Genomic DNA, 15,791 nt, shown 5'->3' with positions numbered 1-15,791 from the left:
ATAACCTCTAAAAAGTTTATGCTTCCAATTATACCATTTTTATGCTATCTTATCTCAAGAGAAAGTTGAGGTACTATGGAATATAAATTATTTGATGAATACATCACACTGCAGGCACTTTTAAAAGAATTAAGTATCATTCATAGTGGCGGAGCTATTAAAGGTTTTTTAGCTAACAATACCGTTTTATTCAATGGTGAAGATGAAAAACGTCGTGGAAAAAAACTTCGTTATGGAGACGTTATTACCATTCCGTCTGAGAAACTTGAAATAACGATTGTAGCTCCTACAACAAATGAAATTGAAGAGCATCAAAAAGAAGTCGCTGAAAAAGCACGTGTTGCTGCCATTGTTAAAAAAATGAATCAGGATAATAAAAAGAAACAAAAGGCACATCCGTCAAAAGAAGGCAATAAAACTAAACGAAAACCCGTTCGTTTCCCAGGAACCTAACTATGTGGCTCGAAAATATTGATATTCAACACTTTAGAAATTATACTGAAGCCTCTGTGAGCTTCTCACCTCATCTCAATATTTTTCTTGGTCGCAATGCTCAAGGAAAAACAAATATTCTTGAGGCCATCTATTTTCTAGCATTGACACGTAGTCATCGGACCCGTTCAGATAAGGAACTGATTCAATTTCAGCAAAATACTCTCAAACTGAACGGCATCGTGCATCGTCATAGTGGAAAGCTACCTCTGGAAATCAGTTTATCTAATAAAGGCCGCATAACAAAGGTCAACCACCTCAAACAAGCTAAATTATCCGATTATATCGGTCACATGACAGTGGTACTCTTTGCTCCTGAGGATTTACAACTTGTAAAGGGATCTCCAAGCCTAAGACGTAAATTTATAGATATTGATTTAGGACAGATTAAGCCTGTTTACCTTTCAGACCTATCAAGTTATAATCATGTACTCAAGCAACGTAATGCTTATCTCAAATCTACTGACAATGTAGACATTAATTTTCTCTCAGTGTTAGATGAACAGCTTTCCGATTTTGGAGCACGCGTTATCGAACATAGACTAGAATTTATCAAGCAATTAGAGGAAGAGGCAGATAGACATCATAGTAATCTCTCAAATCAGATAGAGCGCCTTAAAATCTCCTACGAATCTAATATACCATTCGGGAATAACAAAGTTATTCGTGAATCATTTTTAACCACGTTAAAGCAAAATCACAAAAGGGATATCTTCAAAAAGAACACTGGTGTTGGTCCACATAGGGATGATTTGACATTTTACATTAATGACATGAACGCATCTTTCGGCAGTCAGGGGCAACAACGTAGTCTCATTCTTTCTTTAAAAATGGCTGAGATTGCTCTGATAAAAAAAGTAACAGGTGAATTTCCAATTCTTCTCCTCGATGATGTCATGAGTGAGCTTGACAATCACCGTCAACTCAAACTGTTAGAAAGTATTGACGAAGAGGTTCAAACCTTCATGACGACAACTTCACTTGATCATCTGAGTAAGCTACCACCCGATTTAAAGACCTTCTTAGTCAAGAATGGTATTATTTGTGAAAAACAAGTCGATTAAGCGACTTGTTTTTCTGTTTTTTGTGCTTTACATATATGACAAGTGATGTTAAAAAGAGTGTAAATGAAAACTCACCCAAACCCTTTGTTAACAATTTTGTTTGTGTAAATATATTGTAAACCTACTGTAAAAATTAATGTAAAGAAAAAGTACTTACCTGAAGTAAGTACTTTTATGTTTTTTTAATGAGCTGAGTAGTTAGGCGCCTCGTTTGTAATTTGAACATCGTGAGGGTGACTTTCAATAAGTCCTGCACCTGACATTTCAACAAACTGAGCTTTGTCATGTAAAGCCTGGATATCTTCTGCACCTGTATAACCCATACCTGCACGGATACCGCCAATCAATTGGAATACGATATCAGCAGCAGAACCTTTATAAGCTACACGGCCTTCAATTCCTTCTGGAACAAGTTTATTCGCTTCATTAACTGCACCTTGGAAGTAACGATCGCTTGATCCCTTCTTCATCGCTGCAATTGATCCCATACCACGGTAAGATTTGTATTTACGACCTTGGAAAATCTCAGTTTCACCTGGTGCTTCATCAGTACCAGCAAACATAGAACCAAGCATTACAGCATTACCACCTGCTGCAAGAGCTTTTACAATATCACCTGAGTATTTGATACCGCCATCAGCAATGATTGTTTTTCCGTATTCACGCGCAACACTAGCTGCATCGTAAATAGCAGTGACTTGAGGAACACCTACACCCGCAACCACACGTGTTGTACAAATAGAACCTGGTCCGATACCTACTTTAACAACATCGACACCTGCTTCATAAAGTGCACACGCACCTTCAGCTGTTGCGATATTTCCTGCAATCAAAGTACGGTCTGGGAAGTGGGCACGAATTTCAGCAATTTTACGAAGAACACCTGCTGAATGACCATGTGCAGTATCAATGACAATAGCATCTGCGCCTGCTTCAAAAAGAGCTTCTGCACGTTCAAAGGTATCAGAAGTAACACCTACAGCACCTGCTACCAAAAGACGACCGAACTCATCCTTAGCTGCATTAGGAAACTCGATAACTTTTTCGATATCCTTAATAGTAATAAGTCCTGACAAACGACCTTCTTCATCAACTAGAGGTAGCTTTTCAATACGATGCTCATGAAGAATACTTTCAGCCGTTTCAAGATCTGTTTCAACTGGAGCAGTGACCAATTTCTCAGAAGTCATGTGTTCTGAAATTGGAGTATCGTAATTAGAGATAAAACGCATATCACGGTTTGTGATAATACCAACCAATTTACGATTTTCAAGTGTCTCAACAATCGGAACCCCTGAGATACGGTAACGTTGCATCAACTCTTCAGCTTCAGCAACTTTATTTTCAGGCGTTAGGAAGAATGGATCAATGATGACACCATTTTCAGAGCGCTTTACTTTTCGAACTTCTTCAGCTTGTTCCGCAATAGACATGTTTTTGTGAATGACACCCAAACCACCTGCACGAGCAATTGAGATAGCCATCTTACTATCTGTGACCGTATCCATGGCTGCAGTGATAATTGGGATATTTAATGTCAAATTTTTAGCCAAATTCGTCTTCAAGTTGACGTTGTTTGGTAGAACATGACTTTCCGCAGGAATAAGCAATACGTCATCAAAAGTGTAACCTTTTTTCAAGAATTTAGTGTCCCAATTTGACATTATAATCGTCCTCTTTTCTCAAAGTTTTGAGGTACAAAAACCCCAGCCTATTTTTTAATTGTTAATATCATATCATGCTAAAATGATTTGTCAACAGATTTCGCATAAGATTCTAAGAAAACCTTTTTCCAAATAAAAATAGGGCTCCAGATTATCTTGAGTCCCTACTTTTTATTTCTTAGAAATACTTAATTCCCATCGCTTCTTTTACTTCCGCCAATGTTTGTCCAGCAACTTCACGCGCTGCTTGACTACCTTTTTCAAGCATACGGAAAACTTCTCCCATATCCTTGGCATATTCTAAACGACGTTCACGAATTGGAGCTAACTCACGTTCTAAGATTTCTAGAAGATAACGTTTTGTCTTCACATCTCCTAAACCACCTCGTTGATAATGTTCTTTCATTTCAGCAATTGTAGTAGCATCCTCTTCGCGACCAAAGATATCAAGATAATGGAAAACCATATTACCTTCAATTTGGCCTGGATCTTCCACACGAATATGATTTGGATCCGTATACATGCTCATGACTTTTTTACGAACAGTGTCCTCATCATCTGAAAGGAAGATACCATTACCCAAGGATTTAGACATCTTAGCATTACCGTCTAGACCTGGAAGGCGTCCCGCAGCTTCATTTTCAGGGTAGATCCCCTCTGGCTCAACCAAAATATCACAATGATAAGTATGATTGAAGCTACGTGCAATTTCACGTGTCTGCTCAATCATTGGCTTTTGGTCATTACCTACAGGAACATAATTTGCTTTAAAGGCCGTGATATCAGCTGCCTGAGAAATTGGATAAACTAGAAAGCCTGTTGGAATAGATTCTCCGAAGCCTTTTTGAGCAATTTCCGTCTTAACTGTCGGGTTACGCTCTAAACGTGCCAATGAAACTAGGTTCATGTAATACATAGTCAACTCAGCCAACTCAGGAATCTGACTTTGAATGAAAATAGTCGACTTCGTTGGATCCAAACCTACAGAGAGATAATCTAAAGCAACATTCCCAATTGATTCTTTGATAATCTCTGACTCTTTGGCGTGATCCGTAAGGGCTTGCTGATCAGCCAAAAAGACAAACATGTTATATTTATCTTCGTTTTGTAAAAGGACACGATTTTTTAAACTACCAACATAGTGTCCTAGATGAAGTTTCCCTGTTGGACGGTCTCCCGTCAAAATAATAGGTTTCGTCATATAATTACCTCTCTAATACAAAAAAAATCCCCACGCAAAAACATGCGTGAGGGCGTTAATCACTTTTGATACGCGGTACCACCTCAGTTGATAACTCTTTCTGAAGCTATCATCTCAAACCTTCTCAACAAAGAAGTTGCACGATAAGGGGTGCCAAACCTAACGTTTATGTGTTCACGTTAACCGTCAATTCTCTTCAGCCCATTCATTCCACCTTCATACTGGTTTTCAGCAACCACCAGCTCTCTATAAAAAAGGAAAGAATTACTCTTCTGATGACTATTATTCTACATTGTTTTATCTATTCTTGTCAAGATTATGTTTCTAGTTTCACGTGAAACACAACCTTAGATACAACCAAAATAGTCAATACTTGACGGAAACTTAAAAAGACTTGATAATAAGAATATCATTTCTAGGAGATAATATATGAAACGTCGAATAATAGATATACTTTTAGTTACAATCGGTTCTTTTATTGCTGCGGTTGGCTATAACTCACTTTTAGTTAAGAATAATATTGCCTCGGGTGGTGTCGGAGGGCTAGCCATTAGTTTAAATGCCCTTTTTGGTTGGAACAATGCTAACTTCGTCTTAGCAACCACCATCCCTTTGTTAATTTTATGTTGGTGCTTTCTTGGTCGCGAAGTTCTCCTAAAAACCTTCTATGGGTCTCTTATCTTCCCAACTTTTATTAAATTAACCGAGGGCTTACCTACACTCACCAAACAACCTTTGTTGGCTGCTATTTTTGGTGGGATTGTATTAGGGTTAGGACTAGGAATAGTCTTTTATGGAAATTCCTCAACTGGGGGAACTGGAATTATCACACAAATTCTCCACAAGTATACGCCACTCCCACTAGGAATGGTACTACTTATTGTTGATGGAATCATTGTCGCAATCAGTGCTATTGCCTTTCCACCTGATACTGTTATGTACTCCATCCTCTCACTTGGAGTTGTTTCTCTTACAATTGATAAAATGATGGTCGGACTCAATTCATCACGAAATCTTCTAATCATTTCGCAAAATAGTGAACAAATCCTAAAATACATCACTAGAGTGGCTGATCGAGGAGCAACAAAAATTCCAGTTCTTGGTGGACATACTGGACATGCACAAAATATGATTATGACTACCTTGTCAACTCATGAAGTTCCGAAAGTTCAAGAAGAAATCCAAAAAATAGATGAAACTGCCTTTATCGTCATTGTTCCTGCTTCTACAGTTATGGGACGTGGATTTAGCCTCCAAAAAGATTACCAAAGAGTTCCAAATGACTTTATTAATCCCTTATAAAATCGATTGAAATAAAGTCTAATTTCTCGTAAAATAGTAGTTAAGAATAAAAATAAAGGATATTATATGCTTACTGTATCGGATGTATCGCTTCGTTTTAGCGATCGTAAACTTTTTGATGATGTTAATATTGCCTTCACGCCAGGTAATACTTACGGTCTTATCGGTGCCAATGGTGCTGGTAAATCTACTTTTTTGAAAATTTTAGCTGGTGATATCGAACCAACAACAGGACATATCTCTCTTGGTCCTGATGAGCGTCTTTCTGTTCTTCGTCAGAACCACTTTGACTATGAAGATGAACGCGTCATTGATGTTGTTATCATGGGGAATGAACGCCTCTACGATATTATGAAAGAAAAAGATGCCATCTACATGAAGGAAGATTTTTCAGATGAAGATGGTGTCCGTGCTGCTGAATTAGAAGGACTCTTTGCTGAATTGGGTGGTTGGGAAGCTGAAAGCGAAGCCTCACAATTGCTTCAGAACCTAAATATCTCAGAAGACCTTCACTATCAAAATATGAGCGAATTAGCTAATGGTGACAAGGTGAAAGTCCTCCTTGCAAAAGCGCTTTTTGGTAAACCTGATGTACTTCTTCTTGACGAACCTACCAACGGTCTTGATATCCAGTCAATCTCTTGGCTTGAAGATTTCTTGATTGATTTTGAAAATACGGTCATTGTCGTATCCCATGACCGTCATTTCTTGAATAAGGTATGTACGCATATGGCCGACCTTGACTTTGGTAAAATCAAACTCTATGTCGGTAACTATGACTTCTGGAAACAATCTTCAGAATTGGCTGCACGCTTGCAGGCTGACCGTAATGCAAAAGCAGAAGAAAAAATCAAAGAACTTCAAGAATTCGTTGCACGTTTCTCTGCCAACGCTTCAAAATCTAAACAAGCTACTTCTCGTAAGAAAATGCTTGATAAAATTGAACTAGAAGAAATCGTCCCATCAAGTCGTAAATACCCATTCATCAATTTTAAAGCAGAGCGTGAAATCGGTAATGACCTTCTAACAGTTGAAAATCTCACTGTTAAGATGGATGGTGAGACTATTCTTGATAACATTAGTTTCATCTTACGACCAGGAGATAAGACTGCCATCATCGGTCAAAACGATATTCAAACAACTGCATTGATTCGTGCTCTTGCCGATGATATTGACTACGAAGGTACAATCAAATGGGGTGTTACTACTAGCCGCTCTTACCTTCCAAAAGATAATTCTAAAGACTTTGCATCCGGTGAATCAATTCTCGAATGGCTCCGTCAATTTGCCGAAAAAGGGGAAGATGATGATACCTTCTTGCGTGGATTCCTTGGACGTATGCTCTTCTCAGGAGATGAGGTTAATAAATCTGTTAGTGTTCTCTCAGGGGGAGAAAAGGTACGTGTCATGCTTTCTAAGCTCATGCTTTTGAAATCTAACGTCCTTCTTCTAGATGATCCAACTAATCACTTGGATTTGGAATCAATCTCAAGTCTGAATGATGGCGTCCGTGACTTCAAAGAGTCTGTTATCTTTGCCAGTCATGACCATGAATTTATCCAAACAATAGCGAACCACATCGTAGTCGTTTCTAAAAATGGGGTTATTGACCGTATTGATGAAACTTATGATGAATTCCTTGAAAATGAAGAAGTGCAAGCTAAAGTCAAAGCACTATGGGCTGATTAAACTATAAAAAGATGCAGGTTGGGATATCCCAACCTGTCTTAGTATCATTATGACAAATAAAAAATACCATACGACTTTATTATTTTATCTGGCTGCCTTTTTCTTGCCAGTACTAATCATGATAGGTGTGCTGTATAGCCAAAAAATCTATCCTGGTAGTGAGCGGACTATTTTAACAAGTGATGGTTTTCATCAGTATGTGATTTTTGCAACTGGACTTAGGAATATACTTCATGGAGATGGAAGCCTCTTTTACACCTTTACAAGTGGGCTAGGTCTTAATTTCTATGCTCTAACAAGCTATTACTTAGGTTCCTTCTTGTCTCCACTTTACTATTTCTTTACTGTCAACCAAATGGCCGATGCTTTTTATTATATAACACTGCTTAAGTTTGGTCTTATTGGGCTCTCAGGAGCTTTTAGCTTTAAGCGTCTCTTTACAAAAGTGTCAAGAAGTTTCATCCTATGTCTTTCTACAGGATTTGCTTTGATGAGCTTTGCTACCAGTCAGTTAGAAATTAACACCTGGCTAGATGTCTTTATTCTAGCACCTCTAATCATATTAGGTTTACACCTCTTACTAAGATTCAATAGACGGGGCTTATACTTTTTTAGTCTAACCTGCCTTTTTATCCAAAACTACTATTTTGGATATATGATGGCTATTTTCCTAACCCTTTACACCATAGTACAATTGATAACTATCAAGGGGTGGAAGAGTAAGATTCTTCATTTCATAGACTTTGGAATTGTCTCTATACTAGCTGGTTTAAGTAGTGCTATCATGCTGCTGCCAACGCTACTTGACTTGACAACACATGGTGAAAAATTTACAGGTGCGTCAAGTTTGTTGACAGAGTCTACCTATTATTTTGACTTCTTTGCGAAAAATCTCGTTGGAGTTTATGATACTACTAAATTCGGATCAATCCCTATGATTTATGTGGGAATCTTACCTTTGATTCTTTTTCTACTTTTCTTTATTAGTAGGGAAATCAAGCTATCATTACGTCTAGGTTACCTCTTATTAGTAGCTTTCTTTATCGCTAGCTTCTACTTACAGCCTCTTGATTTGTTTTGGCAAGGTATGCACGCGCCTAACATGTTTCTCCATCGCTATTCTTGGCTCCTATCTCTCCTAACTGTTCTTTTAGCAGGAGAAACACTCAACCGAATTAGAAAGTTTTCTTTTAAAAGGCTCCTCCTATCTTTCTTAGGATTGAGTACCACTTACTTACTAACTTGGATCTTTCAATCTCACTATAGCTTCATTGAACCAGTCTCCTGGCTATTAAGTCTAGCATTTCTCCTAGCCTATGCCATTCTATTTACTAGCTATTTTAGCCAGCAGATTCCTGGGAGTGTTTTTCGCTGTTTCACCTTCTTATTCTGCATTTTTGAGCTTACATTAAGTACTTACTATGTTGTTGGAGCTCTTGGAAATGAGTGGGTATTCCCAACTCGTGAAGGCTATCTACGAAATATGTCTGCCATTACAAAACTAGTTTCAAAAACTAAGCAAGCGAATAAGACTTTTTACCGTACTGAAAGGTTAGAGGCTCAAACTGGTAACGACAGTATGAAATTCAATTATAATGGTATTTCTCAGTTTTCATCCATTCGAAATACCGCTTCAAGCTCTACACTCGATAGGTTAGGCTTCAAATCTGAAGGGACTAATTTAAACCTACGTTACCAAAATAACACCATTATCGCTGATAGTCTCTTCGGAATAAAATATAATTTATCGAACTTTGACCTTAATAAGTATGGTTTTAATCACGTAACTTCTGAGAAAACAATGGGACTTTATCAAAATAATAATGCAAGCCAGCTTGCTATCTTAACTGATGGCATTTACAATAATATTGACTTCACTGTCAATACGCTTGACAATCAAACTAGCTTGCTGAATACTCTCTCTGGACTTAACTTAACCTATTTTAAACGAGCTCCATCTCAACTGTTTGATAAGGATGCTAGATCTTTGAATCAGCGCGTGGCTAAAAACGTTAGCAACTCGAATAAAGATTTTGTAACAATAACCTATCAAGTTATTGCTCCACCACATAGTCAACTCTATGTTAGTATTCCTAATATTTCTTGGTCTGATGACAATAACCACTCTCTGTCAATTACTGTAAATGGTGTGACAAAGAATCAAGTTACTGACAATACCTTTGATTTTTTTGACCTTGGCTACTTTGAAACAGAGTCAATGGTTACCATCAAACTTAGTTTCTCTGGCAATAAAGCAATATCCTTTGATAATCCTAGTTTTTATGCCCTTGATACTCAAAACTATCAGATAGCTATGGATACTATTAATGAACGTGATAGCAAGGTTACTACGTCAAAAAATAAAGTGTTCGTTGATTATAGCAGTAAAACGAATGCCTCACTATTCTTTACCATTCCATATGATAAGGGATGGACAGCGACCATAAATCATAAAAAAGTTAAGATTCAACGAGCCCAAAAGGGGTTCATGAAAGTCGATGTCCCTAGTGGAAAAGGAAAAGTTGTTCTAACCTTTATTCCCTATGGACTTAAGACAGGTTCATTGATTAGTCTATTGGCAAGTATCATATTTTGTTGCTACGCTTACTTCATCAGAAAAACAACTATTATTCAAAAAAGCTGATTATCTTAAGTTAAATAGGTCTGGAACAAGTGTTCCAGACCTATTTAACTTTGGGTACAAAAAAACTCAAGCTATACAACTTGAGGTGTCTTATCACTCCGCCAGTAGGACTCGAACCTACGACATCATGATTAACAGTCATGCGCTACTACCAACTGAGCTATGGCGGATAAAACTGCTAAGTAGCAAAAATAGTCCGTACGGGATTCGAACCCGTGTTACCGCCGTGAAAAGGCGGTGTCTTAACCCCTTGACCAACGGACCAAGTTCTGAGATTTTTATCTCGTTAATACTCTTATTATTATATCAGAGTATTCGATTTTGTCTATACTTTTTTTCAAAAAAAATATTAAATTTTGCTAAATTTATTCGAATTTTACGTTCGTTTTTATCTTGCTTTTACAAAGTATTGACATGTTGCTATATATTTTGTAAACTAATAGAGTTATTGGTCCCATAGCTCAGCTGGATAGAGCATTCGCCTTCTAAGCGAACGGTCGCAGGTTCGAATCCTGCTGGGATCAGATAAAAAAACGCATTCTAGAATCTCTAGTTGCGTTTTTCTTTTGCCTCGATAAATAAGAAATAATTTAAAACAAACAAGGGAAGCAAAGTCGTATATAGGCTGTATTCATGTAAATATTGAGCAAACCAAGTTGAGGCTGCGACTCCTACCATGAATGTAAAGATGATAATAGTTGTATAAGAAGCTTGTTTAAGCGCTTTGGCATCACCCTCGTCAATAGCCCTAGCAATGGTTAAAGAAGTATTAGTAATATTACCAGTCATCATAAAGGAAGCATAATTTACACCTCTGACTCGCTTAAAAATACCTACTTGAAGAGAGGCGAAGAATGCCAAGCCTGCAATCGTAATAGTAGAATCAACGTATGGTGTAATAATTGCAAGAATAGTCATCAAGAGAAGGGCAAGTCTAATCGCTTGCAAATGCCATCCCCACTTATGGTTAATGAGCCACTTCTTAACAAAAAAAACAAAAAACTGACCTAAAACAAAGAAAAAGATAGGTATTACATAGCTAAAAGCTCTTGCAATATGCCCCTCAACAAGGTGAATGACCAAATAGAGGAGATTGCCTGTCTGGATACTTGCAAATCGACCGTCTTGAGTATTGTAAGTATAGGCATCAATGAAGCCTCCTATATAACTAACTAGAGTTGCTACTCGTAATCCTTCAAAAACACGATAGGAGCGTTTTTTCATTCTGAACATGTCTGTTTCCTTTTTTCTACTTATGATAAGGACTTCCCTGCTGAATCATGAATGCACGATAAATTTGTTCTACTAATACAAGGCGCATAAGCTGATGAGGGAATGTTAAGAGACCAAAACTCATCAATCGATTAGCTCTCTTTTTTACTGTTGGAGAGAGTCCCAAACTGCCCCCTATAATAAAAGTAATATCTGAATAGCCTCTAAGGGTCACTTGCTCTAACTCTTTAGCAAATTGTTCCGAGGGAAATTGTTTTCCTTCAATAGCTAAGGCAATGACATAATCACGATCACCTACTTTAGCCAAGATACGCTGTCCTTCTTTGTCTAGGATAGCTTTATTTTCAGCTTCACTTGCATTATCTGGCGTCTTTTCATCCGTTAATTCTATAGATTCAAATTTTGTGAAGCGTCCTAGTCGTTTGACATACTCCGCAATGCCATCTTTCAAATATTTTTCTTTCAGTTTTCCAACGGTAATCAATTTAACTTTCATAGGCTTATTATAGCACATATCCACAATCTTTTAACACCTTATCCACACCTTTTTCGTGTCAAGCATCTATAGTTATCCTTATAAAATCGCTTTTTATCTACACTTTTTGAAACTTATCCACAGACTGTTGATAACTGTTTTTTAAAATCACTTTATGATATAATTAAGCTTACTTTGATATGTTTATCAAAAAGGAGGACTAAACGTGAAAAAATTTAACTGGAAAAAAATAGTAGCGCCAATTGCAATGCTTGTTATTGGCTTACTAGGTGGTCTACTAGGTGCCTTTATCCTATTAACAGCAGCAGGGGTATCTTTTACCAATACAACAGATACAGGTGTTAAAACAGCTAAGACCGTATACAACAATACAACAGATACAACTAAGGCCGTTAAGAAAGTACAAAATGCCGTTGTTTCTGTCATCAATTACCAAGAAGGCTCATCTTCAGATTCCCTAAATGAACTTTATGGTCGTATTTTTGGTGGAGATGATAGTTCTGATTCTAGCCAAGACAAATCAAAAGATTCTGATGGATTGCAAGTCGCTGGTGAAGGTTCCGGTGTTATCTATAAAAAAGATGGGAAAGAGGCCTACATCGTAACCAACAACCACGTTGTTGATGGTGCTAAAAAACTTGAAATCATGCTTTCAGATGGATCAAAAATTACTGGTGAACTCGTTGGTAAAGATACTTACTCTGACCTAGCAGTTGTCAAAGTTTCTTCAGATAAAATAAAAACCGTCGCAGAATTTGCAGATTCAAACTCCCTCACAGTTGGTGAAAAGGCAATTGCTATCGGTAGCCCACTTGGTACCGAATACGCCAACTCAGTAACAGAGGGAATCGTATCTAGCCTTAGCCGTACCGTAACTATGCAAAACGACAATGGTGAAACTGTCTCAACAAATGCTATCCAAACAGATGCTGCCATTAACCCTGGTAACTCTGGTGGTGCCTTAGTCAATATTGAAGGACAAGTTATCGGTATTAACTCAAGTAAGATTTCATCAACGTCAGCAGTCGCTGGTAGTGCCGTTGAAGGTATGGGATTCGCCATTCCATCAAACGATGTTGTCGAAATCATTAATCAATTGGAAAAAGACGGTAAAGTTACACGCCCAGCCCTAGGAATCTCAATGGCCGATCTTAATAGCCTTTCTAGCAGTGCAACTTCTAAATTAGATTTACCAGATGAAGTTAAATCTGGAGTTGTTGTCGGTAGCGTTCAAAAAGGTATGCCAGCTGACGGTAAACTTCAAGAAAATGATGTTATTACTGAAATTGACGGTAAGGAAATCAGCTCAAAAACTGATATTCAAACCAATCTTTACAGCCATAGTATCGGAGATACAATCAAGGTAACCTTCTATCGTGGTAAAGAGAAGAAAACTGAAGAACTTAAATTAACAAAATCTACAGAAGACTTATCTGACTAAGTCATTGACAAATCTGTCAAAAGACCTTTACAATAATGTAAAGGTCTTTTTTGGAAAGGAATAACATGCAAGAACAACTCAAAGCTTTACCTATTAGTGAAATCTACCCAAATCCTTTTCAACCTCGTATAGAATTCTCTGATGAAGAATTAGCAGAACTAAGCCAATCAATCGCTGAAAATGGACTGATACAGCCAATCATTGTCCGAAAATCGGACATTATTGGTTATGAACTAATTGCTGGGGAAAGACGTTTACGTGCCTGTAAACGTCTGGGAATGACAGAAATCCCTGCAGTCGTAAAGGAAGTCTCAGATCAAGAGAGTCGTAAACAAGCTATTATTGAAAATTTACAACGCTCGAATCTCAATCCTATTGAAGAAGCAAAGGCCTATCGTAGTTTAATTAATGAGTTAGCTTACAGTCACGAGGAACTGGCAAAAGCTATGGGGAAATCCAGGCCCTATATCAGTAACGCTCTCAGACTCCTCCAACTTCCCAAAGAGATACAGACAAGTATCGAAAATGGCAAACTGAGTCAAGGACATGCTAGAGCGCTTTTATCTGTTGAGGATACCCAAAAGCAATTAACTATCTATCATCAGGTGCTTACTGAAAAATGGTCCGTTCGTACTCTGGAAAAAAGACTTCAAGAACTTCCTAAAAAACAAAAATCAAAAAAAGATATTCACATAAAAGATAAAGAAAAAGAACTAGAAAAATCACTTGGTCTCCCCGTTACTCTTCGTTATCACAAAAATCACTCTGGAACTATTCAGATCCACTTTTCGACGGAGGAAGATTTTAACAGAATTATCAACAAGCTAATTTGACCTGTGAATTGATGAGAAAAAGAAACAAACTTATCCACATCATAAAAATGTTGCCCTCCCTTTATTTACGAGGGTTTCTTTTTTTATTCACAACTTGTGGATAACTCTTGTGTACAATGTGAATTGTCTTTTTTTAGCTGTGGATAACTCGAAAAACTTTTATCTTCTGACCTGTGGAAAACTTTTTTGTTTTATGATAGAATCAGAGAACAAGAATAAAGAAGGAGAATTGATGGAATGACCGAAAAAGAGCATTTTTTTTGGAATAAGCTCTTAGAGCTGGCCAAAGAGGAACTAACACAAGCCACTTTTGATTATTATGTCCTAGACACCAAGCTCATCAAAGTTCAAAATAACGTTGCTACAATTCTGCTTGAAGAAGTCAAAAAGCTATTCTGGGAAAAGAATATGCAATCTTTCATTTTGATGGCTGGTTTTGAAGCCTATAATAGTGAAATAAAAGTTGAGTACGTCTTTGACGAAGCGCTCATAAACGAGGCAAATTCAACTGTAGCAAATAATGACTTTGGTAATAAAAAGGAACAGCAGACCCCTGCTCTTCCTACATTGGACTCAGACTTAAATAGTAAGTATACCTTTGATAATTTTATCCAAGGGGATGAAAATCGTTGGTCAGTTGCTGCATCTTTAGCTGTAGCTGATTCACCAGGAGCTACTTATAACCCTCTATTTATTTACGGAGGACCTGGTCTCGGGAAAACTCACTTGCTCAATGCCATTGGAAACAAGGTCTTACATGATAATCCTCAAGCACGCATTAAATACATTACTGCAGAGAATTTTATTAATGAATTTGTTGTACATATCCGTTTAGATAAAATGGACGAACTAAAACTTAAATATCGTCATCTGGACGTTCTCTTAATTGACGATATTCAATCATTGGCTAAAAAATCAACGCAAGCCACTCAAGAGGAATTCTTCAATACTTTCAATGTCCTTCACAATAATAACAAACAAATTGTCCTGACCAGCGACCGTAATCCAGATCAATTGAACGAGATGGAAGAGCGTCTTGTCACGCGCTTTAAATGGGGGTTAACCGTCAATATCACACCACCTGACTTTGAAACGCGAGTGGCCATTCTTACTAATAAGATTATGGACTATGATTATCATTTTCCTCCTGAAACAATTGAGTATTTAGCTGGCCAATTTGATTCAAATGTCCGTGACTTGGAGGGGGCCTTAAAAGATATTAGCTTAGTTGCCAATGTTCGCCAGTTAGATACTATCACAGTTGAGGTAGCTGCCGAAGCCATTCGCGCACGTAAAATGGATGGTCCTAAGTTAACTCTTATTCCGATTGAGGATATCCAAACTGAGGTAGGGAAATTTTATAATGTCACTGTAAAAGAGATTAAGGCAACTAAACGAACACAAAATATTGTCTTGGCACGTCAGGTAGCCATGTATCTTGCGCGTGAAATGACTGATAACTCCCTTCCAAAAATTGGAAAAGAATTTGGCGGAAGAGACCACTCAACTGTCTTACATGCATACAATAAAATCAAAAATATGATTGCCCAAGATGACAGTTTACGCATTGAAATTGATACCATCAAAAACAAGATAAAATGACACTTGTGGATAACTATTAAAAATCATTCAAACTCTTCCACAGGCTGTGCACAAGTTCAAAGCCTTGATAAAACTATGTTTTGTAGACTTATGCACAGTGTACACAAGACCTACTACTACTACTAAAATA

The 15,791-nt window shown here is 37.5% G+C and carries 12 protein-coding genes, 3 tRNA genes and 1 other annotated feature; of the genes, 9 read left to right on the top strand and 6 right to left on the bottom strand.

Annotation, left to right across the window (positions count from 1 at the left end; genetic code table 11):
• Positions 1–75: 75 nt before the first annotated feature.
• Both yaaA and recF read left to right on the top strand, forming a co-directional pair.
• Positions 76–453: a S4 domain-containing protein YaaA gene (gene yaaA / locus H7T93_RS03370; RefSeq protein WP_037599372.1), complete on the top strand. Its 378-nt coding sequence runs from the start codon at positions 76–78 to the stop codon at positions 451–453.
• Positions 454–455: 2 nt separating this feature from the next.
• The gene (gene recF / locus H7T93_RS03365) at positions 456–1,556 is read left to right on the top strand and encodes a DNA replication/repair protein RecF (RefSeq protein WP_175057874.1); all 1,101 of its coding nucleotides are present in this window, start codon (positions 456–458) and stop codon (positions 1,554–1,556) included.
• A gap of 182 nt (positions 1,557–1,738) precedes the next feature.
• Here recF and guaB read toward each other — a convergent pair whose 3' ends face one another.
• Together guaB and trpS are read right to left on the bottom strand one after the other, a co-directional pair.
• Complete coding sequence (gene guaB / locus H7T93_RS03360; protein ID WP_175057875.1) at positions 1,739–3,220, bottom strand: IMP dehydrogenase; 1,482 nt, start codon at positions 3,218–3,220, stop codon at positions 1,739–1,741.
• A 178-nt stretch (positions 3,221–3,398) separates the two neighbouring features.
• Positions 3,399–4,421 (bottom strand): tryptophan--tRNA ligase, encoded by a 1,023-nt coding sequence (gene trpS / locus H7T93_RS03355; RefSeq protein WP_175057876.1) that lies wholly within the window; start codon positions 4,419–4,421, stop codon positions 3,399–3,401.
• 45 nt (positions 4,422–4,466) lie between these two features.
• Positions 4,467–4,706 (bottom strand) — a binding site (T-box leader).
• Positions 4,707–4,850: 144 nt separating this feature from the next.
• Between trpS and H7T93_RS03350 the strand changes: the two genes are divergently transcribed.
• From H7T93_RS03350 to H7T93_RS03340, 3 genes are all read left to right on the top strand, one after another.
• Positions 4,851–5,723 (top strand): YitT family protein, encoded by an 873-nt coding sequence (locus H7T93_RS03350; RefSeq protein WP_073686054.1) that lies wholly within the window; start codon positions 4,851–4,853, stop codon positions 5,721–5,723.
• A 66-nt stretch (positions 5,724–5,789) separates the two neighbouring features.
• A complete protein-coding gene (locus H7T93_RS03345) occupies positions 5,790–7,412 on the top strand; it encodes an ABC-F family ATP-binding cassette domain-containing protein (RefSeq protein WP_037602413.1) in 1,623 nt (540 codons plus the stop codon).
• Positions 7,413–7,461: 49 nt separating this feature from the next.
• Positions 7,462–10,056: a YfhO family protein gene (locus tag H7T93_RS03340; RefSeq protein WP_175057877.1), complete on the top strand. Its 2,595-nt coding sequence runs from the start codon at positions 7,462–7,464 to the stop codon at positions 10,054–10,056.
• Positions 10,057–10,152: 96 nt separating this feature from the next.
• Here the strand turns inward: H7T93_RS03340 and H7T93_RS03335 are convergent.
• Positions 10,153–10,226 (bottom strand) — tRNA-Asn (locus H7T93_RS03335).
• 22 nt (positions 10,227–10,248) lie between these two features.
• Positions 10,249–10,320 (bottom strand) — tRNA-Glu (locus H7T93_RS03330).
• Positions 10,321–10,506: 186 nt separating this feature from the next.
• Between H7T93_RS03330 and H7T93_RS03325 the strand changes: the two genes are divergently transcribed.
• Positions 10,507–10,580: transfer RNA gene (locus tag H7T93_RS03325), tRNA-Arg, on the top strand.
• A 25-nt stretch (positions 10,581–10,605) separates the two neighbouring features.
• Here the strand turns inward: H7T93_RS03325 and H7T93_RS03320 are convergent.
• Both H7T93_RS03320 and rlmH read right to left on the bottom strand, forming a co-directional pair.
• Entirely contained in the window at positions 10,606–11,289 is a 684-nt protein-coding gene (locus tag H7T93_RS03320) for a YoaK family protein (RefSeq protein ID WP_002892206.1), read from the bottom strand.
• Between the two features lie 16 nt (positions 11,290–11,305).
• Positions 11,306–11,785, bottom strand: a complete 480-nt coding sequence (gene rlmH, locus H7T93_RS03315) for a 23S rRNA (pseudouridine(1915)-N(3))-methyltransferase RlmH (RefSeq protein WP_037598563.1) — start codon at positions 11,783–11,785, stop codon at positions 11,306–11,308.
• Positions 11,786–11,990: 205 nt separating this feature from the next.
• Here rlmH and H7T93_RS03310 point away from each other — a divergent pair, with 205 nt between their 5' ends.
• The 3 genes from H7T93_RS03310 (at position 11,991) to dnaA (ending at position 15,661) form a co-directional block, all read left to right on the top strand.
• On the top strand, positions 11,991–13,226 hold the full coding sequence (locus tag H7T93_RS03310) for a S1C family serine protease (RefSeq protein ID WP_002892211.1): 1,236 nt from the start codon (positions 11,991–11,993) through the stop codon (positions 13,224–13,226).
• A gap of 65 nt (positions 13,227–13,291) precedes the next feature.
• Positions 13,292–14,059, top strand: coding sequence for a ParB/RepB/Spo0J family partition protein (locus H7T93_RS03305; RefSeq protein ID WP_037598566.1), 768 nt, complete (start codon positions 13,292–13,294; stop codon positions 14,057–14,059).
• A 237-nt stretch (positions 14,060–14,296) separates the two neighbouring features.
• On the top strand, positions 14,297–15,661 hold the full coding sequence (dnaA, locus tag H7T93_RS03300) for a chromosomal replication initiator protein DnaA (RefSeq protein WP_037599382.1): 1,365 nt from the start codon (positions 14,297–14,299) through the stop codon (positions 15,659–15,661).
• Positions 15,662–15,791: the final 130 nt, after the last annotated feature.

The sequence above is a fragment of the Streptococcus sp. 9.1 genome (genome assembly GCF_016648815.1).
GTDB classification, from domain to species: Bacteria; Bacillota; Bacilli; order Lactobacillales; family Streptococcaceae; genus Streptococcus; species Streptococcus salivarius_E.
This window is presented reverse-complemented; position numbering and strand designations above follow the sequence as displayed.